Below are 20,577 nucleotides of genomic sequence, written 5' to 3' on the forward strand. Positions count from 1 at the left end.
ACGGGCGGAGGACACAATGGCTCAGGATGCCAGCTCCCGCATCAGCGGGTTCCACAAAATGTCGCCGGACGAGCGGCGCGACACCGTCCAACGCGTCGCTGGACTCGATGCGGCGGCGGTCGGGCAGCTCGGCAAGCCGGGAAACCTGGAAGGCCATGTCGCCGACCACATGATCGAAAACATGGTGGCGACGTTCGCGATCCCCGTCGGCATCGCGACCAACATGCGCGTCGATGGACGCGATGTGCTGGTGCCGATGGCGACCGAGGAATCCTCCGTCGTCGCCGCGGTCTGTAACTCGGCGCGGCAGTGCTACGAAGCGGGCGGGTTCACGACCTCGGTTTCGGGCGGCGAGATGATCGCGCAGGTACAGCTCGTCGATGTCTCTGATCCGCAGGCAGCGCGTATCCGCATTCTCGAGCGCAAGGCGGAGGTGGCGGCGCTGTGCGATGCATGCGACCCGATGCTGGTGCGGCTTGGCGGCGGCTTTCGCGACCTCGAGGTGCGGATCGTGGCCGCCGAGAGCGGGGCGATGGTGGTGACCCACCTGATCGTCGACACCCGCGACGCGATGGGGGCGAACACCGTGAACACCATGGCCGAGCGGCTGGCGCCGTTCATCGAGGAGTGGGGGGGCGGCAAGGTCTCCCTGCGCATCCTGTCCAACCTCGCCGACCGCCGGCTGGCCCGCGCCCGGGCTACTTGGCCGCTGGCGGCGATCGGCGGGGCTGGGGTGCGGGACAGCATGATCGCGGCCTACCGGTTCGCTGCCGCCGACCCGTATCGGGCGGCGACGCACAACAAGGGGGTGATGAACGGCGTCTCCGCCGTGGTGCTCGCGACCGGTAACGACACCCGCGCGGTTGAGGCCGGCGCCCATGCCTATGCGGCGCGCGACGGCCGCTACACCAGCCTCACAACCTGGGAGGCGGCCGCCGACGGGTCGCTCGTCGGCGCGATCGAGCTGCCCATGGCGGTGGGCTTGGTCGGCGGGGCGACCAAGATCCATCCGACGGCGCAGGCGTGCCTGGCGATCCTCGGCGTCGACACGGCGGCGGGGCTGGCACGGGTCATCGCCGCGGTAGGGCTGGCGCAGAACTTCGGCGCGATGAAGGCGCTGGTGACGGTCGGCATCCAGCAGGGCCACATGGGGCTGCACGCCAACAACGTGGCGATCGCGGTCGGTGCGGTCGGCGACGAGGTCGGGGCGCTGGCGGCAATCCTGGTCGAGCGGCGACAGGTGCGCCAGGACGTGGCGGCGGCGGAGCTGGACAGGTTGCGCACCCGTGGCTGACGCGGTGACCAGGCTCGACACCGTCCCGGACATGCAACGGCACGGGCCGCTCGCTGAGTTGTGGGGCGACACCCTCGACCTCAACCATCTCGGCAAGTCGGTGGTGATCGGCGGCACGGTGAGCCTCGCCTGCTTCCTGCTCGCCGATCGGCTGCTGCTCGGCATCGCCCCTACGCCTCAGCTTGCACGTACCTACGCCATGCTGGCGGGACTGGTCGGCTGCCTGATCGGCGGGGCGATCTGCGCCAGATTGTTCGCGCCGAAGCGCACGCTCATCGAGCAGTCGGCGAACCTGGCTTGGCGCGAGGAGGCGATGGCCGAGCTCGTGCTCGAGACCGGCTGGACGGGGTCAGCGTTGGACCTTTCGGCACCAGTCGCGCGCGAACTGCGTGAGCTCGGGCTTTATGAGCTGTTTGCGCAAGGGCTTTCAGGCGATGCGGCGGGTGACCCGAAGCCGATCCCGCGGCCGGGCGCATGACCGTCGGATTGTTGCAACAGGTCCTGGTCGCGATCGGGATGGGGCTGCTCGGCGCGGTGCTATTTAGCGCGATCGGCTTGGTTTCTGGCACCGACGAGACGACCACCATCGCGCCGGTGACGCTGCTCGTGGTGCTGCTCGGGGTACCGCCGGCGGGAGTGTTCACTTTCTGGCTTGCGAGCGCGGTTGCCAAGCACATGACCCACGCGATCCCGACAGCGCTGCTCGGCATTCCGGGCGACACCATGGCGGTGCCGCTGATGCAGCAGGCGACGGCGCTGCGCAATCTCGGCGTGCCGCACGTCGCGCTTCGCAAGATGATCTCCGGCGGCATCATCGCCGCGTTCATCGCGGTGCCGCTGGCGGTGCTGTTCGCGGTGTTACTGGCGCCGTTCGGGTCGCTAATCACGCGGGCGGCGCCATCGTTGTTCCTGTTTGCGGCGGTTGCGGTCGCCTGGCTCTCGGCCGGGCGATGGGCATCGGTCGTGGCCTTGGTGCCGTTCGTGCTGGTGATCGTGGCGTTGCAGACGTTTACCGTCAGCCACGGCATCAAGCTTAGCGTCAGCTACTTCCTCGGCATTGCAATCGGGCCGCTGATCACGGACTTGGTGCTGGTGCTCGCACCGGCGGAGCGGGCGCGTATGCGGCGCGACCGACCGCGCAGCTTCGCGCTCGCGCCAGATGTGAAGGCGTGGGGCGGTTATTTTCCTAACCCGTTCCGGGTGCTTGACAAAGTACAGGTCGGCTGGACGATGCTGACCGCGGCGGTTTGCTCGGCCACCTTTGTGTTCAGTCCAGTCGCGATGACCGTCATCATGGGCGAAATCGTTGGTTCCAGGATCAAGCATCCCTACCATCGGTTGACCACTGTGGTGGCGGTTCGAAATGGAGTGACCGAGGCGACCTATATCGCGGAGGCGCTGATCCCGCTTATAGCATTTGGACTGCCACTAAGTCCGGTTGCGGCAGGGCCGGCGGCGCCGCTGTTCAATGCGCCGCCGCGCTTCACGGTCAACGCCGGCTCGGGGCAGGCGAATAACTTGCACACCCTACTCTCTGCCTGGGACTTCCTGGGCTACGGATTGCTCGCCGTCGCGCTGGCCTCGCTTGTCGCCTACCCGTTTGTGATGAACTACGCCCGCAGTTCCGCCGCCTTTGTCGCTCGGCGGCTGAGCCACGAAGCGATCATCGCCACCTTCGTCGGCTTGGTGCTGGTGATTGGCGTGTGGGAGGGCGGGATTCTGGCGCTCTTGGTCATCCTCGCGGTCGGGCTGATCGGTGGGCTGCTGTATCGCACCCTCGGGCTCAACACCGGCGTGCAGTTCATGGGCTACTATGTCGCGGTCCTGAGCGTGCCGGCGCTGGTGAAGCTGCTCTCAGGGCATTAAGGCCACACTTGGCTAACGCCTCCCAAGCAGAGGAACAATGCTGATGTCCTACCAATTCGCCGAGCGGGTGCGCATCGTCGAGGTCGGACCGCGAGACGGCTTACAGAACGAGGCGCATACGGTCTCGGTCAAAGATCGGGTAGCGCTGATCGAGCGGCTGGCGATGGCGGGGCTATCCTCGATTGAGGCCGGCAGCTTCGTCTCGCCGCGGTGGGTGCCGCAAATGGCAGGAACTGCAGAGGTGTTCGCCCGGCTGCAACGCCGGTCGGGCACCAGCTACACCGTGCTGGTGCCGAACCGACAGGGTTTTGAGGCGGCGGTCGCGGCGGGCGTGCGAGAGGTCGCGGTGTTCACCTCCGCGTCGGAGAGCTTCGCGCAGCGCAACACCAATTGCTCGATTACCAAGAGCCTGGCGCGGTTCGAGCCGGTCTGCGACGCAGCGTCTGCGGCTGGGATGCGCGTGCGCGGCTATGTCTCCTGCGTGCTGGGCTGTCCTTACGAGGGTGCGGTCGCAGTCGCGGCGGTGGTGGAGGTCGCGACGCGGTTGGCGGCGCTTGGCTGCTATGAGGTCTCGCTCGGCGATACAATCGGCATCGGCACGCCTGGTAAGGCGCAAGCGATGCTCACGGCCGTCGCGGGCAGCATGCCAATGGAGCAGCTAGCCGTGCATTTCCATGACACCTGTGGTCAGGCGCTCGCCAACGTTTTGGCTTGCCTGGAAGCGGGAGTGTCGGTGGTGGACAGCGCGGTGTCCGGCTTAGGCGGATGCCCGTATGCGGTTGGCGCAAGTGGTAATCTGGCGACCGAGGACCTTGTCTACATGCTGAACGGGCTTGGCATCGAGAGCGGGGTCGACATCGACGGCGTAGTTGAGGCGGGAACTTTTATTTCAGGTGTTCTGGGACGACTACCAGGATCGAAGCTAGCCTTGGCGCGTAGGGTTGATGCACGGATCGGATTGGTGCGTTGAGTAGCCCGACCTGGAGATCACGTCAGACGATGGGAACGGAGACCGGCTTGGCGATTTGGATCATTCGGTTGAGGCGCGGACGGCGATGGCGACCTCGCCTTTCTGACCGGCAGTCGACCGTGCCCTGAGCTTCGAGCCGATGGTGTGTTCGTAGCGACCGATCGTTGTCTCCACGAGGCTGCGTCGGCCGTAACCGTTGGCCTTCTGCCAAGCTAGGCGTCCCTTCTCGTTAATGTATCGGACATGACGATCGCGAATGCTCCGAATGTCGGCGTCAGCGTTGACGATCGAAGAGGCTCTCGGCGGGATGACGATATGAGGTGGCGGGCTGTGCTGGCGTGCGGCGGCAGCGTCGTAGACGGACGCCCCGTCATAGGCGCCGTCGGCGATCACGCTGGCGATCGGCCCCTCCACCGTTGCCAGCAGACCTGCAACCTCTGGGATATCGCCGGTATCCTTGTCGGTCAGGCTGTGCGCCACGATCTCACCGGTCTCTGCATCGACGCCGAGATGCAGCTTGCGCCACTGCCTGGGTGTGCGGCCGTGCTTCTCGGCATCCCACTAGCCCTCCCCGAACACCTGCAGGCCCGTGCCGTCCAGCACGACATGAACGGGTTCCTCATGCCGTCCTGCACGCGGTTGACGTCCCGCAAAGGCACGCCCCCGTCGGCTCAGGGTCGAATGGTCAGGCACGCGGAGATCCAGCCCGAGCAGGCGCAGGACCGAGCGCGCAAAACCTTCGACCTGACGTAGAGCCAGATGGAAGACGAGCCGCAGCGTCAGCACCAACTCGATCGCCACCTCGGCGTAGACCGGCTGACCCCCTCGTGTCGTCCGACGCGGGGCGTGCCATCCGGCCAGGGCCGCCTTGTCCAGCCATAAAGTCAGATCGCCACGCCGCCGCAGGCCAGCCTCATAGGCCGGCCAGTTCGTCACCCGACGACGCATCTTCGGGATGTGGTGGCGGCGGGAGACTGTGTTGCACAGATCAGAAATCGGTTGGAGTTTGGCCAACTCGTCTCGTTGTCACGGGAGGCGGACATACTCTGGACGTCCGAGTTCGAGCATTTGGTTCAGTGCATTGACGGCAATCGCGACCTCGGTCGCCCGACGCTGATCGGTGCGCGATCGTAGACCATCACCTACGACCCGTTTGAAACGGCTGATGTCGGCCTCCACCAGCGCTCGCCAGTTGTAGCCAGCAGCCTTCTGCCAAGCCATTCGGCCGCGCTCGGCGATGGTCTGCAGGTGACGGTCTCGCATCGTGGGTGCGGTCTGCGCTGTTTCGCTCGGCACAGCGCTCGAGCGTGGTGGGACGATGACGGACGCCTCGGGATGTCGCGACACGACTTCGCCGTAGACGCCGTCTTGATCGTAAGCACCGTCGGCGGTGAACGACGCGACTGGGCCATCTACTTGATCGAGCAAGGGGCCGACCTGCGAGGCATCGTCGACGTCATTGGTCGTGACCGTAGCGGCCGCGATCCGTCCGGTATCGGCGTCCACGGCGATGTGCAGCTTGCGCCACGAGCGCCTAGTCTTCGTGCCGTGTTTCTCGAGCAGCCATTCGCCGGAGCCGCAAAGCTTCAGCCCCGTGCTGTCCACCAGCAGGTGCACAGGACCGGAGCCCGGCCGAGGGCGAACCACGTCCAGGCTCTCGGCCCGACGGCTCAAGGTGGTATGGTCCGGCACGGCGAGATCGAGGCCAAGCAGAGTGATGATGGAACCGATCAGCCCTTCGGTCTGCCGCAGCGCCAAACGGAACACCGACCTCAGCGTCAGCGCCGTTGCGATGGCCAGGGCCGTATAGCGCGACTGACCGCCTCGCGTGGTTCGCGGCTCAGCTTTCCAAGCCGCGATCGCCGCGTCGGTGAACTAGACCGTCAGACTGCCGCGTTGACGCAGGCCTGCATCATAGGCAGCCGAGTTCGTGGCACGATGCCGCTGCTTGGGAATGTGATGGCGACGCTCGGCATTGGCTTTGAACGGCACGACAACCACCCCGGACAACGATGGGGAACGGCCCCGCCATCATCTTACCCCAGCCAACGCCAAAGTGATCTATGCACCACACTCGCACATCATGACAACAACCTTCGTGCCGCGATCGTTCATGTGCTGGCCGACGCCGCAGTTTCCGTATTGGTCATCGTTGGCCTGCTGCTCGCCCGTGCTTTCGGTTGGTTATGGATGGACCCGCTGGCAGGTTTGATCGGCGCCGGGGTGATCGCCGTCTGGTCGTATGGGCTCGTCCGCAATACCGGGGCCATCCTGCTCGACATGATCCCCGACCAACGCATCGACCGCGCCGTACGCCAAGCCATTGAAGCGGAAGGAGATCAACTTGCAGATTTCCATCTCTGGCGCCTCGGGCCAGGGCATCTCGGCGCAATCCTCTCGATCGTGACAGACCGTCCGTCCCAGCAACCCGAGCATTATCATCGGCTCCTCACCCAGTTTCCCGCTCTTTCTCATGTCACAGTTGAGGTCCAGCGAGCCTAGATGCCGGCGCCGAGGTCGATGAAGGTTGCGGCCAACGACGCGCGGTCGGCGTCTAACGCCGTGCTGGTAAGCGCCGAAACGAAATGGTCGATCTGGGCCGCGATCTCCGGAACCGCAGTGATCTCCCACCAGGCGGGGCGGGTCAGTGGGCCGACGGCGAAGAGCCAGGACGACGGATGACCATCGCGCCCACATGCGGCGCACCCGTCGGTTTCAATGCCAAGTGCCAGTTCGTCCGGCTGCACTAAGCCGCGCCGGCGCAAATCGGCGAACAATGGCATGCCGATTGAGGCATAATCGGTCCGAGGCCCGGTGCAGTTGATCATCCGGCTGGCTTCAAGCGTGCTGGGGGTCGAGCTCCCGTGCGGCCTCACGTCAACGTCCAAGCCGCCGTCCCGCGGACGACAGTCGACGATGCCGCCGGACCAGATCGTCAGGCTGCCGCTCGAGAGCGCCTCATGCAGCCGGCGGGCAACGCGCGGCGCCAGCCTGTGCCGATGGGCGTCCCAATACGGGCGGAGGTGCCGAAGGAACCGCCGCCGCTCGTTCTTGCTCCACTCGGTCCAGATCCTGCTCGTCATCGGCCGGACCGCGTCGATCACGCGCTGCCAGGGAACGTCCTGCGCTGCAGCCATCGTCGCAGCCGACCGGATCTGCCTCATGATAGCAAGCGGGCTGCGAGCCACCGAAAGGTCGACGAAAGGCGGCCAGGCTCCGCCGGAACGATGGTCAAGGGGCGTCAGCCCTCGCCGGGATACCGCATGAATTTGTCCGCGATGCCCCTCGCCCCTCAGTCTCATGACGGTGTCGACCATGGTGAGCCCGGTGCCTACCAACACGACGAGACGGTCCGGGTCGATGCCGTCCAGTGCTCGCGGGGCCCAGGGATCGGGCACGTAAGCACGGTCGTCCCTGACGGGCGATTGTGGTGGCAGCGGCGCCCGAGGTGGCAGGTTGCCAGTCGCCAGCACGATCACGTCGACCGGGATCTCACGTCCGTCCCGCAGCAGGACGCCCCGTCTGGGAAGCTCGAGAAGCGACACCACCTCGCTGCGAATCACAGTCAGCCGGGCGGGTGCCGCGGCCAGCGCCTCTTGCAGGCGCTCCTCCATGTAGTCGCCGAACAACGCGCGCGGCAGGAAGGCGTCTGCAAGGCTTCCGAAGTTTTCTTCAAGAACGTCGCAACGGCCGGAAAGCCACTGGCCGAAACCAGGCGTCAACCCGACCTCGAGACGGTTCACCGGCACGTTCAGAAGATGCTGCGGCGCGCAGGCGCCATAGGCGAGGCCGCGACCAACGTGCTCAGAACTGTCTACGAGGTGGATGTGCAAGGTGGGGTCGCTGGTCAGAAGCTTGAGTGCTGCAAGGGTCCCGCTGAAGCCGGCGCCAACGATGACGACGTGCCTGACGGGGACTGACTCTTGCCGCGAGCTCAAAGCATACCTCAAGCTCCGGCTGCCGGGCTCAAGAGCGCGACTCGATCTGGCTCAGGGGGAGGACAGTCGTGCATTTCAGTTGCTCCATGGCGAAGTTGGAGTTCACGTCGTACAGACTCATCAGCCGGATTAGCTTCCTGTAGACACGGTCGTAGTGGGGGATGTCAGAAACCACGATTTTGAGCAGGTAGTCGACCTTGCCGCTCATCCGGTAAAATTCCACGACTTCCGGGATAGCGATTACCGTTTCCGAAAAACTTTTCAGCCAAACCTCGTTGTGCTGGTTTGTCCGAATACTGACGAAGACGGTTGTTCCTAGATTCAGCTTGGCAGCGTCAAGCAGGGCGACGCGCTGCCGGATCACCCCGGCTGCTTCCAGATTTTTCACCCTTCGCCAGCAGGCGTTGCTGGATAAACCGGTCAGATTGGCTAACTCAGCGACGGTGTCGGTCGCGTTGAACTGGAGGCGGTTCAGGATCCGCGCGTCGAATTGATCGAAATCCACCATATACCATCTTCCTGCGAAATCTTCCCACATGATCGCAAGTTAGTGGGATATCTTCCACCAATATGACATGGTTCGCCGAACCAGTGCGACACGCAGGCGGTCAAATGATTGTCGACCGAGCGACGCGAGACGTTACCATGCGCTCGTGCAGCCTCCGCACGGCACTGCTCCCAGTTCTGGTAAAGAATATGGGGATGATCCCGTGCAACAGGCAGGCGAAGCCAGCCACGATCATGGTAAAACCAAACGATGAAGCCACCTGCAAGTGCTCCATATAGCTTTCATCGACCGTTCTTGGATGATCCAGGAAGATCTTTCTGAGCATCATAAAACCTTTCTTGCGGGCGACCGAGCATCGAAAGCCTATTGCGGCAGTCGGCTATAAATATCCCAAATTTCCATTCTTTTTGGTCATCTTTTGGGAAAATATTTGATCAAGGGCCCTGATTCTAAGGTCGTCCTGACTTCATTGTTTGTGGTGCAGAAGCCTTGAACGGCAGCAAGGATTTCGTCGGCGCATTTAGCCCAGCGGAATGGCTTTGAGTCAGCGTTGTGGGACGTCGACGAAGTGCGCGAAACAGGTCGCGACTTGGAGGAGGCGACCGGCAGCGGTCGCTGCTGCCCCTAGCACGAACAGTGGCAGCACGATCAGACCGGCATAGAAAAGGGCTAATACACCGCCGACTGGATCCGTGTGGACCAGAGAGTGGCGGAAAGCGGGACGACACTGCCGGTCCATTCGGCAGCGGTAAACTGTCAGCCAAGGAGCAGGTGAGGAGTTATACGCAGTTCGATAACGAAGTTGGTCGATGAGAACAGGGAGGCCAACGAGGGCGTCAGCGCCGCACCTTGCTTGGAAGAGGGTGCGGCTGACCATGGTAGGCGTGTAGGAGTAGTTTGAGCTCGCAGCATCGAAGCGGCCGCCAAGGCGACCTCGCGGATCCCGTTGAAGCCGAAGACGCTGCTCGTCGGCTCCTGCGACACCACTTCTGGATGACGCCGGGCAGGACGAAGCCGAGAACCAAGCTCCACCCGACGTCCCACATCATCTCGACCAACATCATCAGCGCAGCGCACAGCTTCGATGGAGAACATAGTTCGTGATCGGGTAGCTCTTGCCGATCAGTGTTGCGAGGTCGATGCACGATTGCTCGAGTCCGTTTCCGGGGTAGGAGGCATGATCATGCCGTCCATGTTCATGCTGCCTCCATATATGTGGTGGCCGCCTGCTGCATTCGCGGCGGCCACCAGGCCGGAGTAATCCTTGGCCGAGAGGCTAGGCAGTTTTTCCGGTTCTGTCGCAAATTTTCGGACTGTTTGAGCTGGTCTTGGGACTATTGAAATGTATTATTCTGCAAGGGAGTAGAACTGCTGCGCTGGACGCAGCTTTCCTGTCGAGTGCAGTTGTCCCTTACGGATCATGTGCATGATCTCGATGCCGGCCAGGGTGATCCGTGCTGACCAGAAACTCTTGAAACCCAGCATCGGCCTGGTCATTCGTTTGATCGCCCGGTGGTCTTGCTCGACGATGTTGTTGAGAAACTTGATCCGGCGGATCTCGATGGTAGCATCATATTCGATGTTGTAGCTCTCGATTGCTGCGGTGTTGGCACCGCTCTTGTCGATGGTGACCTTCTGGGGAACACCATGGCGGCCAGCACCCTTGCGCAGGAAGCGCAGCGCCGCCTTGCGGTCGCGTCGTGCTGTCAGAAAGAAGTCTACCGTGGCACCGGCTTTATCAACGGCGCGATACAGATACTTCCACACGCCCTTGATGCGCACGTAGGTCTCGTCCATCCGCCAGCTGCCACCGACCGGGCGCTTGCGTGTCAGGAACGCCTTCTCCAACTTCGGGACATACTTGAGCACCCAGCGATGCAGCGTCGAGTGGTCGACCTCGACGCCCCGCTCCTGCATCATCTCCTCGATTTGGCGGTAGCTCAGCGGATACACCACATACCAGCGCACGCCCCACAGGATCACATCACGCTCGAAGTGGCTGCCCTTGAACTCAATTGCCATCATCCACCAAACCCAAACCAGGCTTGGATCCTATACGAGATCGTAGCTACCCGAAATTGCGACAGAACCCTGGTTCAACACCCGTTGCCTCCTCGAGCCCATCGGCAACATCCCGCCCGCCGAGGCTGAAGCCGCCTACTACGCAGCCCTTGAGCCCATGCCAATCGCCGCGTAGAGACTCAACCCAATCGGTCTCCGGGAAACCCGGGGTGGTTCAGTATCTACATCGTCCTCAGCATCTTTCTGCGGCAGGACCACTCCTCGGAGTCAAAGCCGGTGGGCGCGAGCGATAGGCAGACGAGAGGGGCGAACGAGTAGGGGGTCCGGTAGCAACCGGACTAAAAGTTTGATTCAGCGCTGGAGGTGGCGGGAGTTGGCGGCCGAAGACGGAAAGGCGGGACGCGTGTCGGACAGCAAGAAGGCCAACGGACTGATCGTCCCCGGGCTGGGCGCATTGGGTATCGTCTATGGCGATCTCGGCACGAGCCCGCTTTATACCTTCCAGACCGTGGTCGGCGACGCTGGCGGCAAGATCAGCCCGGAGATCGCGTTCGGCAGCCTCTCGCTAATCATCTGGGCGCTGATCACCACCATCTCCATTAAGTACTGCCTGATCGTCATGCGCGCCGACAACCAGGGTGAAGGCGGCATCCTGGCGCTGATGTCGCTGCTCAAACCCAACGACAAGAGTGGGCTGCTGCATCGCGGCAGTCTGCTGATCGCCGCCGGCCTGTTTGGCGCCGCCTTGATCTACGGCGACGGCATTATCACCCCGGCAATCTCCGTGCTGAGCGCGCTCGAAGGTCTCAACGTCGCTACCGACACCTTCAAGCCATACGTAGTGCCGCTGGCCGTTGCGATCCTGGTCGGTCTGTTCGTCGCCCAATCGCTCGGCACCGCGAAACTCAGCAAATTGTTCGGCCCGATCATGCTCGTCTGGTTCACGGTGATCGCCGTGATCGGCGTCATCGCCATTGCCCGCTTCCCCGGTGTACTGGCTGCCATCGACCCGCTCTACGGCGCGCATTTCCTGATCCATCACGGCTGGGGCGGTTCTGTTGCAAAGTTTCGATCGACCGGTGCGTGATGGCTAACGGCAACGGTTATGGATCTGGAGACGATGTCGATTGCGTTCAAAGGCAGCCACTTCGAGCGCGACATCATCTTGTGGGGTGTTCGCTGGTACGTGGCGTATCCGTTGAGCTACCGCCAGGTTGAAGAGATGATGGGGGAGCGTGGCGTGGAGGTCGACCACACGACGCTGCATCGCTGGGTGCTCAGGTATGTGCCGTTGCTGGAGAAGGCCTTCGTGGCCCGCAAACGTCCGATCGGCGGCAGTTGGCGGATGGATGAGACCTACATACGGATCAAGGGCGTGTGGAAGTATCTGTATCGTGCAGTCGACAAGGCGGGTGCCACAGTGGACTTCCTGTTGACCGCCAAGCGCGATCGCAAGGCGGCGCTGCGTTTCCTGTGCAAGGCTATCACCCGACATAGGGCTCCCCGCACGATCACCATCGACAAGAGCGGCGCCAACACCGCGGCGGTTGACAGCTACAACACCGAGCATGACGCCGGGATCAAAATGCGCCAAGTCAAGTATCTCAACAACCTCGTCGAGCAGGACCACCGGGCGATCAAACGGATCACCCGGCCAATGCTCGGCTTCAAGAATTTCTGGTCAGCGGCGACCACCATTGCCGGCATCGAGATCATGCACATGATCCGCAAGGGTCAGTTACGTTCGACAGCAAAGCTGCGTCCAGCGCAGCAGTTCTACTCCCTCGCAGGGTAGAAAAACCAAAGTCCCAGCACATACTCAGACACGACGAAACTTTGCAACAGAACCAACACCGGCGGCGGTCCGACAAACCCCGCTTCACCCGCGGCACTCGCCGCGTAGGCTCCTTCATGGTGTCTCATCAACCGGGGCCGGTACATCGCTTTGCGCTCGGTAACAGACCGGCCTTTCCGAGCGCACCGGCCAAAAAATCATTCGCCAGCGTCAGCCCGCCAATCTTGGCGTGCAGCACCGTCATGTCGACCGGCTCCGCGGGTAACGGGTCGGTCCCGAACACGTCCGCCGCGGCCTCCAGCAGCCGTGACCGCTATTGGTTGATGAGGTTCGGATGCACGTCATACTGCTGCGCCAGCTCGCCCAGCGTCTTCTCGCCCTTGATAGCGGCCAAGGCCACCTTGGCCTTGAACGCCGGGCTGTGGTTCCGGCGCGGTCGCTTGCTCATCTGCCTCGTGCTCGCGGCCAGCATGGCCGCCGTCAAATCGGCAATCCACTTATCCCGCTGTGCAAATTACCCGAGTAACCTCTGACTACCACGGCGAATCGAAGTGTACCATCGAGCCGCGAAGTCACAAGTGCTGAAGCAATTATGTCTTCTCAAAACCTAAGTGCCGATGGCGATCGTATTCTTTCGCTAAACGAACTTCTGGCATACCGCTGCCGGCATTTAGCAGCATCCGATGCCCATAGTGCCGCCATCTTGCAAGAAAACCAGGAACTTCGCCCCCCGGCATTGGCCGACTGAACAGGTAGCCCTGACCGCAATCGCAGTTTCCCGCAACGAGGACCTTTAATTGCTCAAGTGTCTCAACACCTTCGGCGACGACCCGCATACCGAGGTTCGCACCAAGGTCGATAATAGCTTGGGTGATCACGCGATTACTTTGCTGTTCTTCAAGGCCGGAAATAAATGATCTGTCGATCTTGATCCGTCCGACGTCAAACGTCTTTAGGTGGGTAAGCGACGCGTAGCCGGTACCAAAATCGTCTAGTGCCGAAATAACTCCGAATTGCCGCAGTTGCCTCAGCACATCGGCTACGGCGTCGGCACGGTCACCAAGGAACGCGCTTTCTAAAATCTCTAACTTGAGCCTGTCCGGACTTAAGTCATACTTCTTGAGCAAGGCGACGACTTGGCGGGATAGTTCGTCGCCGCTCTGAAGCTGACTGCGAGAAATGTTCACGTTGACGCACAATACCGGAATGGACTGGTTGGTCCATTGGCGCAATTGTCCAAGGCTGCGATCGAGGACGAAGGCGCCGATCTTGGCCGAAAGGGCATGGTCCTCTAGCGCTGCAGAGAACGCTGCGGGCGTCAGTAGGCCGCGGGTCGGATGTTGCCATCGCACCAGGGCTTCAAAACCCCGGACCTCAGACGTGCGAAGATCAATGATCGGTTGATAGTATACGTCGAATTCATCGCGACGGAGCCCAAGACGGACTTCCTCGAGCAAATTGACGCGCCGCTCCGTTTCCACCCCCAAGCTTCGTTTAAATACGCAGGCCTGACCTCGTCCTCGAGCCTTCGCCTCGTAGAGGGCAATATCGGCACGGCGGAACATCGTATCTGGGCTTATGCACTCTCCGCGAGAAACGACTGCTCCAACGCTAACGCTGATTGTCAGGCTGATAACTTGATCCGCTGCCAAAACCCGGATCTCGTCATCAAAAATTCGGAGTATCCCGTCGAGGCGACCCTTTGCGTCCGCCGCGCCATCGAGAACAAGGACAAACTCATCGCCGCCGAGACGGCCGACCAAGTCGTCTGGGCGGACGAAGACCTGGAGCCGACGGGCTACTTCTACCAACAGCGTATCGCCAGCGGTATGGCCATACAGGTCGTTGATGGGCTTGAAGTAGTCGATGTCTAGCATGACCACGATCATACTATTAGAACGTTTGCCGGAATCTACCCGATTCTGTAACGTTTCGGTCAGGAGACGGCGATTGGCGAGGCCAGTCAACGGGTCGTGCGTTGCAAGATGCAGAAGGTGGGCCTCGGCCTGCTTTTCCGCGGTAACGTCAATCAACACGCCGACGAGATACCGCGTTCCGCCGCCACTTGGCTCAATCTCGCCAATCCATCGCTGCCATCGATTCGTTCCACTGGGCAGTCTGAAAGTCAAGGTAAGATCAAATGGTTGGCCGGACGAGATCGCTTCGACAATTGCCTTTTTGAGTTGGGCCTGAAGAAGTCCGGAATAGCACGCGATTACCCGCTCAAAGGTTATCGGCTCTACCAATGCCACGTTGAAGATACGGTAAACCCCATCCGACCAAGTTAGCGCCATCGTGTCGATATCCAGCGACCAACGTCCGATCAAGCCAAGCCGTTCCGTTTGATCGGTCATCATTTTGGAACGCGCTAACTCCCGTTGGAGATCAGGCAAGGGGCATAGGTCGCCCGAAACGGACCGTGCAATGGGGTTCGGCCTACCCAAGAGCCCAGCCCTTTCTCCGCCGGCGCAAGCTAAAAAACACGATGCCGACGACGGGATGGAGCACGGAACATGCCTATCTGGGATTACCATTCTGCCCAACTTGAATCATTTGTTAACAGCATACGTTTATCTATTGTTAGACGATATAGGGGATACGCAGCTTTGCCGCTTGGTGGCAGTGAGTTTAAGTAAGCAGTGTAGTTGTTGAGCTAGCTCGGAACCGCAGTCAACTTTTGGACAGCCCTTGTATTTGGTTTTTGAGACGTATCTCACCTGAACTAAAATGCCTTGGTTTTCGGGAACCGATTTGGTTGAGTCTCTACGCGCGACTGGCATGGGCTAAACGGCGAGGTAGTAGGCGACGGAGTGTTGAACCAGTCGACCCAATGCAGGACGTTGGATTCGACCGTGTCGATGCTGGGCCAGGCTTGGCAGTTGGCGGTGGATCACCTCGATCTCGAACCGGCCATTAATAAGATTCTGTCGCACGTTTGTGTGTCTTGGCCGCCTGCTAGATGATGGGAGCGGGCGCGGTTTTGGGACGAGACGATGGCGATTGACTTCAAGGGCAGTCACTTCGAGCGGGATATCGTCCTATGGGGTGTGCGGTGGTATGTGGCGTATCCGATCAGCTACCGCCAGCTCGAGGAGATGATGGGTGAGCGGGGCGTTAAGGTCGATCATTCCACGCTGAACCGCTGGATCGTGCGCTACGTGCCGTTGCTGGAGAAGGTGTTCGTGTCGCGCAAGCGTCCGGTGGGCGGCAGCTAGAGGCTCGACGAAACCTACGTGCGGGTCAAGGGCGCGTGGAAGTATCTCTATCGGGCGGTCGACAAAGCCGGTGCCACCGTGGACTTCCTACTGACGGCCAAGCGGGATCGTAAGGCGGCGCTGCGCTTCCTGCGTAAGGCAGCCGGGCATCACGGCATTCCTGAGAAGACCACCATCGACAAGAGCGGCGCCAACACAGCTGCGATCGCGAGCTACAATGTCGAGCATGATGCGGAGATCGAGACCCGACAGATCAAGTATCTCAACAACATCGTCGAACAGAATCACCGGGCGGTCAAACGATTGACCCGACCGATGCTGGGGTTCAAGTCGTTCTGGTCCGCGGCGGTCACTGTCGCCGGCATCGAGATCATGCACATGATCCGCAAAGGACAGTTGCTCTCAACAGGAAAGTTGCGTCCAGCACAGCAGTTTTACTCCCTGGCCGGCTATAGCATTTTCCGATCAGATAGCGTCATATCCGGCGGCAGCAAAATAGTTGAAGCACTCAACTGGATCGAAGCGTTCGAGTGCTCCTGCAATCGTCTGCCAGAGGTCATCGACCGTGCGTGATGCAGCCGCTCGAAGCAGAGCCTTGAGCTTGGAGAATGCCATCTCGATCGAGTTGAAGTTGGGCGAGTAGGGCGGCAGAAACCGGAGCTCTGCGCCTGCGGCCTCGATTGCCTCACGAATGCCGGTCACCTTGTGCGACGGCAGGTTGTCCATGATGACAGAGGTGGCTGGCCAAATTCGGACAGTCCTATAAGTGGAAAGTCTGCCTGGAAGCGGCGATCATGCCGCGTATCAGGAGAGACCATGACGAAACGGACACGCCGGGCTCATGCTCCGGCTTTCAAAGCGAAAGTGGCGCTGGCTGCCGTCAAGGGCGAGAAGACGCTGGCGGAGTTGGCACAGCAGTATGACGTGCATCCGAACCAGATTACGGCCTGGAAGGCACAACTGATCGAGGGTGTTGCCAGTGTTTTTGTCGCCGGGTCCAGCGGCGCGGAAGTAGCACCTGCCGTAGATTTGAAGGTGCTGCATGCCAAGATTGGCGAGCTGGCGCTGGAGAATGATTTTTTGTCCGGTGCGCTCAGCAAAGCCGGCCTGCTGAGCGCAAAACGATGATCGACCGCGGCCATGATCTGCCGCTGCTGCGGCAGGCTGAGCTGCTCGGGTTCAGCCGTAGCAGCTTCTACTATGAGCCTCGGCCGGTGGCGCAGAAGGAGCTCGCGATCATGCTGCGGATCGACGCGCTGCATCTCGACTATCCGTTCGCGGGCAGCCGGATGCTGCGGGATCTGCTGCGCGGTGAGGGCGTCGTGATCGGGCGCGAACTGGTAGCCACGATGATGCGGCGCATGGGCATCGAGGCGCTGTATCGCCGCCCGAACACCTCCAAGCCGGCACCGGGGCATAAGATCTATCCATATCTCCTGCGCGGCGTGGCGGTCGGGCGGCCGAACCAGGCGTGGGCGATGGACATCACATACATTCCAATGGCGCGCGGATTTGTCTACCTGGCGGCTGTTGTGGACTGGTTCACCCGACGGGTCCTGTCATGGCAATTATCGATAACGTTGGAGGTGGATTTTTGCATAGAGGCAGTGGAGGAAGCGCTCGCCAGGCACGGCAAGCCCGAGATTTTCAACACTGATCAGGGCAGTCAATTTACCAGCGCGGCCTTCACCGGCCTGTTGACCGACAACACCATTTCCATCAGCATGGATGGCCGCGGTGCGTGGCGCGACAACGTGTTTGTCGAACGGCTTTGGCGATCGGTCAAATACGAGGAAGTCGTATGCTGTGAACGTGTCTACCCACCTTGGGACGGCGCGGAACTTTACCGGAGATGGGGGCCGGCCCCCCGAAGTCGGTCTGCAGGGGCAGGCTTCAAACCGCCACAAGCTGCGAGGGTAAAGAGCCCTGGTGGTGAGCGTTGCTGGAAAAGGCGGAAAGCTATTCCGTCAGGTGGGTCTTGAGGAGACGAACGCGAGTGAACCGCTGATGACGTGTCGTAACGTATTAAACCGACGTCGAAACCGGGACCTGGACTTCTGTCCCGCGAGCAAGGGTTGGGCGATGCCTGCTGACGGCCCAACCGGCGTCCGGCATGAAGGCGGCGTGACCTCAAGACAGGCTTCGGTAAGGAACACAGGAACCTGTCGTCCCGATGCCAAGGGAGAAATCCAAACGGTCAGTCACCGTAAGGATCTGAGTACCGATGCGGGGCACAGGGGCGGAGATGTCCGTAGTAGGGATGATGGTTCCGTAATGGGACCGGACCGAAGGGGCATCGTCATTCGGCTATATCCCAGAGGCAACCCGAAAGGGGATGACCTCCATGGGTAGAGCAAAGTCGTATTGTATTGCGAAGCGTGAAGTGTGGGAAGCGTATAAGCGAGTAAAAGCCAATCGAGGGGCGGCTGGGGTGGATGGTCAGTCTATCGAAGACTTCGACAGAGATTTAAGTAAGAACCTCTATCGGATCTGGAATAGAATGTCTTCCGGAAGCTACTTTCCGCCACCCGTGCGTCGCGTTGACATACCGAAAGGCGATACTGGAGGAACTCGGCCGCTCGGAATTCCGACGGTCTCCGACAGGATTGCTCAGATGGTGGTCAGGCGACACCTGGAGCCGATCCTAGAGCCGGTGTTTCACCGAGATTCTTATGGATATCGCCCCGGGAAATCGGCGCATAATGCGCTGGTTATGGCTCGGCAGCGTTGCTGGGCTCATGATTGGGTGCTCGACCTCGACATCAAGAGTTTCTTCGACGAGATCGATTGGGACCTCCTGATGCGAGCCGTGCGTCGACACACTGACTGTCCATGGGTGCTGCTCTACCTTGAACGGTGGCTGAGGGCGCCCGTGAGCATGCCGGATGGGACCTTGGTTGGGCGAGAGAGGGGGACCCCGCAGGGGGCTGTCGTCAGTCCTGTGCTGGCAAATCTCTTTCTTCACTATGCGTTCGATCTCTGGATGCAAAGAGAGTATCCAAGCATCCCGTTTGAACGCTACGCTGACGACGCGATCTGCCATTGCGCGAACGAAGAGCAGGCGCTTGAGTTACATCAAGCGCTGGGGCAGAGGTTCGAGGCGTGTCGGCTTCGGCTACACCCGGAAAAGACCAAAACCGTCGGTTCTGTTGCAAAGTTTCGATCGACCGGTGCGTGATGGCTAACGGCAACGGTTATGGATCTGGAGACGATGTCGATTGCGTTCAAAGGCAGCCACTTCGAGCGCGACATCATCTTGTGGGGTGTTCGCTGGTACGTGGCGTATCCGTTGAGCTACCGCCAGGTTGAAGAGATGATGGGGGAGCGTGGCGTGGAGGTCGACCACACGACGCTGCATCGCTGGGTGCTCAGGTATGTGCCGTTGCTGGAGAAGGCCTTCGTGGCCCGCAAACGTCCGATCGGCGGCAGCTGGCGGATGGATGAGACCTACATACGGATCAAGGGCGTGTGGAAGTATCTGTATCGTGCAGTCGACAAGGCGGGTGCCACAGTGGACTTCCTGTTGACCGCCAAGCGCGATCGCAAGGCGGCGCTGCGTTTCCTCTGCAAGGCTATCACCCGACATAGGGCTCCCCGCACGATCACCATCGACAAGAGCGGCGCCAACACCGCGGCGGTTGACAGCTACAACACCGAGCATGACGCCGGGATCAAAATGCGCCAAGTCAAGTATCTCAACAACCTCGTCGAGCAGGACCACCGGGCGATCAAACGGATCACCCGGCCAATGCTCGGCTTCAAGAATTTCTGGTCAGCGGCGACCACCATTGCCGGCCTCGAGATCATGCACATGATCCGCAAGGGTCAGTTACGTTCGACAGCGAAGCTGCGTCCAGCGCAGCAGTTCTACTCCCTCGCAGGATAGAAAAACCAAAGTCCCAGCCCATACTCAGACACGACGAAACTTTGCAACAGAACCCTCGTTGAACTGCCGCTTGCAAGCCCGGCAGCGGAAGCGACGGTAGCCGCGTGTCGTCACCTCCGGCCGCTCCGTCACGGACGCAGACCCACAGCACATGCAGTTCATCCCGATATCCCGCCCGCTGCCATGACCGGCAACGCTACGTCAGCCACCCAGCGGTCACCAGATCCGTCATTGGCACGAGGCCTGACAGAACCCTTGAGCTTGGGCCACGCAAGATCAGGGTGGTCGGGATTGCCCCTGGCCTCGTCGCCACGGAGGGCACAAGCGGCATGGGCGAGGAAGGGGCCGTCCCGTTCGTCGCCCGTACACCGCTCGGCCGCATCGGCCAGCCCGCCGATATCGCCGCCACGGTTTCCTTCATCGTGTCCGAAGATGCCGACTGGGTAACCGGCGAGACGTTGCAGGTCGGCGGCGGCCTGCGGCTCTAGCACGCCGATGGGCTCCGGCACCCGGAGCCCATCGCTCTACGGCTTTATCGGACTAAGAGGCTCGCCGGCATCATCCGGCCGGCCCCAACCCGATCGCTTTGCCAGTCAGGCCCGGGCGACGACTTCGCCGCGCGAGGCATGGATCCGCGTCTCGCCGCCATCGAATTCCAGGAACGGCGGGTCAAACCCGGCCTGAACCAGGGCGGCAACGGTCAGGTCGATGAAATGACGCTCTCCGGCCGGGCTGGCGATCACGATCCTGCCGTGGTGGTCGAGCGAGCGGATCGCCTGGTTGATCACCCGGTTTATGGTCACCAGCGTCACGTGCGGCACCAGCACCAGGTCGGCGGACCGTGTCTCGGCATGCGCATCGGGTGTCCGGGCCTCGGCCTTGCGGCATTCGGTGTGCATCAGGGCACAGAGCGTGTCGGCAGCGGATGTTCCGAGAACCAGGACGCGCAACCCCTCCAGGTCGGAGGTCTCGCCCACCAGGGCGATCGAGCATTGCCGGGATTGCAGGATCGTCCTTGCATAACGCAAACGGCGATCGCGAAGTGTACCACTCATTGCCATCGGTCTCCACCAGGGACATGGA

15 protein-coding genes and 8 pseudogenes are annotated in these 20,577 nt (G+C 61.3%); 13 read left to right on the top strand and 10 right to left on the bottom strand.

Going from position 1 to position 20,577, the window contains the following annotated elements:
• The first annotated feature begins 16 nt into the window (after positions 1-16).
• Genes HN018_RS27210 through HN018_RS27225 form a run of 4 tightly spaced genes read left to right on the top strand, consistent with a single transcriptional unit; the run spans position 17 to position 4,130 of the window.
• Positions 17-1,294, top strand: a complete 1,278-nt coding sequence (locus HN018_RS27210; RefSeq protein WP_171837413.1) for a hydroxymethylglutaryl-CoA reductase, degradative — start codon at positions 17-19, stop codon at positions 1,292-1,294.
• Positions 1,287-1,772, top strand: coding sequence for a hypothetical protein (locus HN018_RS27215; RefSeq protein ID WP_204259811.1), 486 nt, complete (start codon positions 1,287-1,289; stop codon positions 1,770-1,772). The genes HN018_RS27210 and HN018_RS27215 overlap by 8 nt, the downstream gene beginning before the upstream one ends.
• Positions 1,769-3,160: a tripartite tricarboxylate transporter permease gene (locus HN018_RS27220; RefSeq protein ID WP_171837414.1), complete on the top strand. Its 1,392-nt coding sequence runs from the start codon at positions 1,769-1,771 to the stop codon at positions 3,158-3,160. The genes HN018_RS27215 and HN018_RS27220 overlap by 4 nt, the downstream gene beginning before the upstream one ends.
• Before the next feature lie 43 nt (positions 3,161-3,203).
• Positions 3,204-4,130 (top strand): hydroxymethylglutaryl-CoA lyase, encoded by a 927-nt coding sequence (locus HN018_RS27225; RefSeq protein ID WP_171837415.1) that lies wholly within the window; start codon positions 3,204-3,206, stop codon positions 4,128-4,130.
• Between the two features lie 22 nt (positions 4,131-4,152).
• On the opposite strand, the pseudogene HN018_RS27230 reads toward HN018_RS27225, so the two are convergent.
• Both HN018_RS27230 and HN018_RS27235 read right to left on the bottom strand, forming a co-directional pair.
• A pseudogene (locus HN018_RS27230) lies at positions 4,153-5,078 on the bottom strand (IS5 family transposase).
• A gap of 78 nt (positions 5,079-5,156) precedes the next feature.
• Positions 5,157-6,122 (bottom strand): annotated as a pseudogene (locus HN018_RS27235) (IS5 family transposase).
• Between the two features lie 87 nt (positions 6,123-6,209).
• On the opposite strand from HN018_RS27235, the pseudogene HN018_RS27240 reads away from it, so the two are divergent.
• Positions 6,210-6,632: pseudogene (locus tag HN018_RS27240) on the top strand (cation diffusion facilitator family transporter); the annotation flags it as partial.
• On the opposite strand, the gene HN018_RS27245 reads toward HN018_RS27240, so the two are convergent.
• From HN018_RS27245 to HN018_RS27255, 4 genes are all read right to left on the bottom strand, one after another.
• The gene (locus HN018_RS27245) at positions 6,629-8,068 is read right to left on the bottom strand and encodes an FAD/NAD(P)-binding protein (RefSeq protein WP_171837417.1); all 1,440 of its coding nucleotides are present in this window, start codon (positions 8,066-8,068) and stop codon (positions 6,629-6,631) included. The pseudogene HN018_RS27240 and the gene HN018_RS27245 overlap by 4 nt on opposite strands.
• Positions 8,069-8,096: 28 nt before the next feature.
• Positions 8,097-8,576, bottom strand: a complete 480-nt coding sequence (locus tag HN018_RS27250; protein WP_171837418.1) for an Lrp/AsnC family transcriptional regulator — start codon at positions 8,574-8,576, stop codon at positions 8,097-8,099.
• A 100-nt stretch (positions 8,577-8,676) separates the two neighbouring features.
• Complete coding sequence (locus HN018_RS28980; protein ID WP_338034060.1) at positions 8,677-8,904, bottom strand: DUF6356 family protein; 228 nt, start codon at positions 8,902-8,904, stop codon at positions 8,677-8,679.
• Positions 8,905-9,923: 1,019 nt separating this feature from the next.
• On the bottom strand, positions 9,924-10,598 hold the full coding sequence (locus HN018_RS27255) for an IS6 family transposase (protein ID WP_172443619.1): 675 nt from the start codon (positions 10,596-10,598) through the stop codon (positions 9,924-9,926).
• 243 nt (positions 10,599-10,841) lie between these two features.
• Between HN018_RS27255 and HN018_RS29690 the strand changes: the two genes are divergently transcribed.
• From HN018_RS29690 to HN018_RS27265, 3 genes and pseudogenes are all read left to right on the top strand, one after another.
• Positions 10,842-10,916 (top strand): hypothetical protein, encoded by a 75-nt coding sequence (locus HN018_RS29690; RefSeq protein ID WP_408886861.1) that lies wholly within the window; start codon positions 10,842-10,844, stop codon positions 10,914-10,916.
• A 127-nt stretch (positions 10,917-11,043) separates the two neighbouring features.
• Positions 11,044-11,652: pseudogene (locus HN018_RS27260) on the top strand (KUP/HAK/KT family potassium transporter); the annotation flags it as partial.
• Between the two features lie 66 nt (positions 11,653-11,718).
• Positions 11,719-12,393, top strand: coding sequence for an IS6 family transposase (locus HN018_RS27265; RefSeq protein WP_172443607.1), 675 nt, complete (start codon positions 11,719-11,721; stop codon positions 12,391-12,393).
• Positions 12,394-12,536: 143 nt separating this feature from the next.
• Here HN018_RS27265 and HN018_RS28985 read toward each other — a convergent pair.
• Positions 12,537-12,841: pseudogene (locus HN018_RS28985) on the bottom strand (transposase); the annotation flags it as partial.
• A gap of 142 nt (positions 12,842-12,983) precedes the next feature.
• A complete protein-coding gene (locus HN018_RS27275) occupies positions 12,984-14,750 on the bottom strand; it encodes a putative bifunctional diguanylate cyclase/phosphodiesterase (RefSeq protein ID WP_171837317.1) in 1,767 nt (588 codons plus the stop codon).
• A gap of 636 nt (positions 14,751-15,386) precedes the next feature.
• On the opposite strand from HN018_RS27275, the pseudogene HN018_RS27280 reads away from it, so the two are divergent.
• A pseudogene (locus HN018_RS27280) lies at positions 15,387-16,055 on the top strand (IS6 family transposase); the annotation flags it as partial.
• Between the two features lie 18 nt (positions 16,056-16,073).
• On the opposite strand, the pseudogene HN018_RS27285 reads toward HN018_RS27280, so the two are convergent.
• Positions 16,074-16,352: pseudogene (locus HN018_RS27285) on the bottom strand (transposase); the annotation flags it as partial.
• 72 nt (positions 16,353-16,424) lie between these two features.
• On the opposite strand from HN018_RS27285, the pseudogene HN018_RS27290 reads away from it, so the two are divergent.
• The 4 genes and pseudogenes from HN018_RS27290 to HN018_RS28990 form a co-directional block, all read left to right on the top strand.
• Positions 16,425-17,407, top strand: a pseudogene (locus HN018_RS27290) (IS3 family transposase); the annotation flags it as partial.
• A 545-nt stretch (positions 17,408-17,952) separates the two neighbouring features.
• Positions 17,953-18,786, top strand: a complete 834-nt coding sequence (ltrA, locus tag HN018_RS27295) for a group II intron reverse transcriptase/maturase (RefSeq protein ID WP_171837315.1) — start codon at positions 17,953-17,955, stop codon at positions 18,784-18,786.
• A gap of 33 nt (positions 18,787-18,819) precedes the next feature.
• Positions 18,820-19,494, top strand: coding sequence for an IS6 family transposase (locus tag HN018_RS27300; protein WP_172443605.1), 675 nt, complete (start codon positions 18,820-18,822; stop codon positions 19,492-19,494).
• Positions 19,495-19,775: 281 nt separating this feature from the next.
• Positions 19,776-19,982, top strand: a complete 207-nt coding sequence (locus HN018_RS28990; protein ID WP_239479490.1) for an SDR family oxidoreductase — start codon at positions 19,776-19,778, stop codon at positions 19,980-19,982.
• Between the two features lie 105 nt (positions 19,983-20,087).
• On the opposite strand, the gene HN018_RS27310 is transcribed toward HN018_RS28990, so the two are convergent.
• The gene (locus HN018_RS27310) at positions 20,088-20,549 is read right to left on the bottom strand and encodes a hypothetical protein (RefSeq protein ID WP_171837797.1); all 462 of its coding nucleotides are present in this window, start codon (positions 20,547-20,549) and stop codon (positions 20,088-20,090) included.
• Positions 20,550-20,577: the final 28 nt, after the last annotated feature.

This window comes from Lichenicola cladoniae (assembly GCF_013201075.1).
Classification (GTDB): Bacteria; Pseudomonadota; Alphaproteobacteria; order Acetobacterales; family Acetobacteraceae; genus Lichenicola; species Lichenicola cladoniae.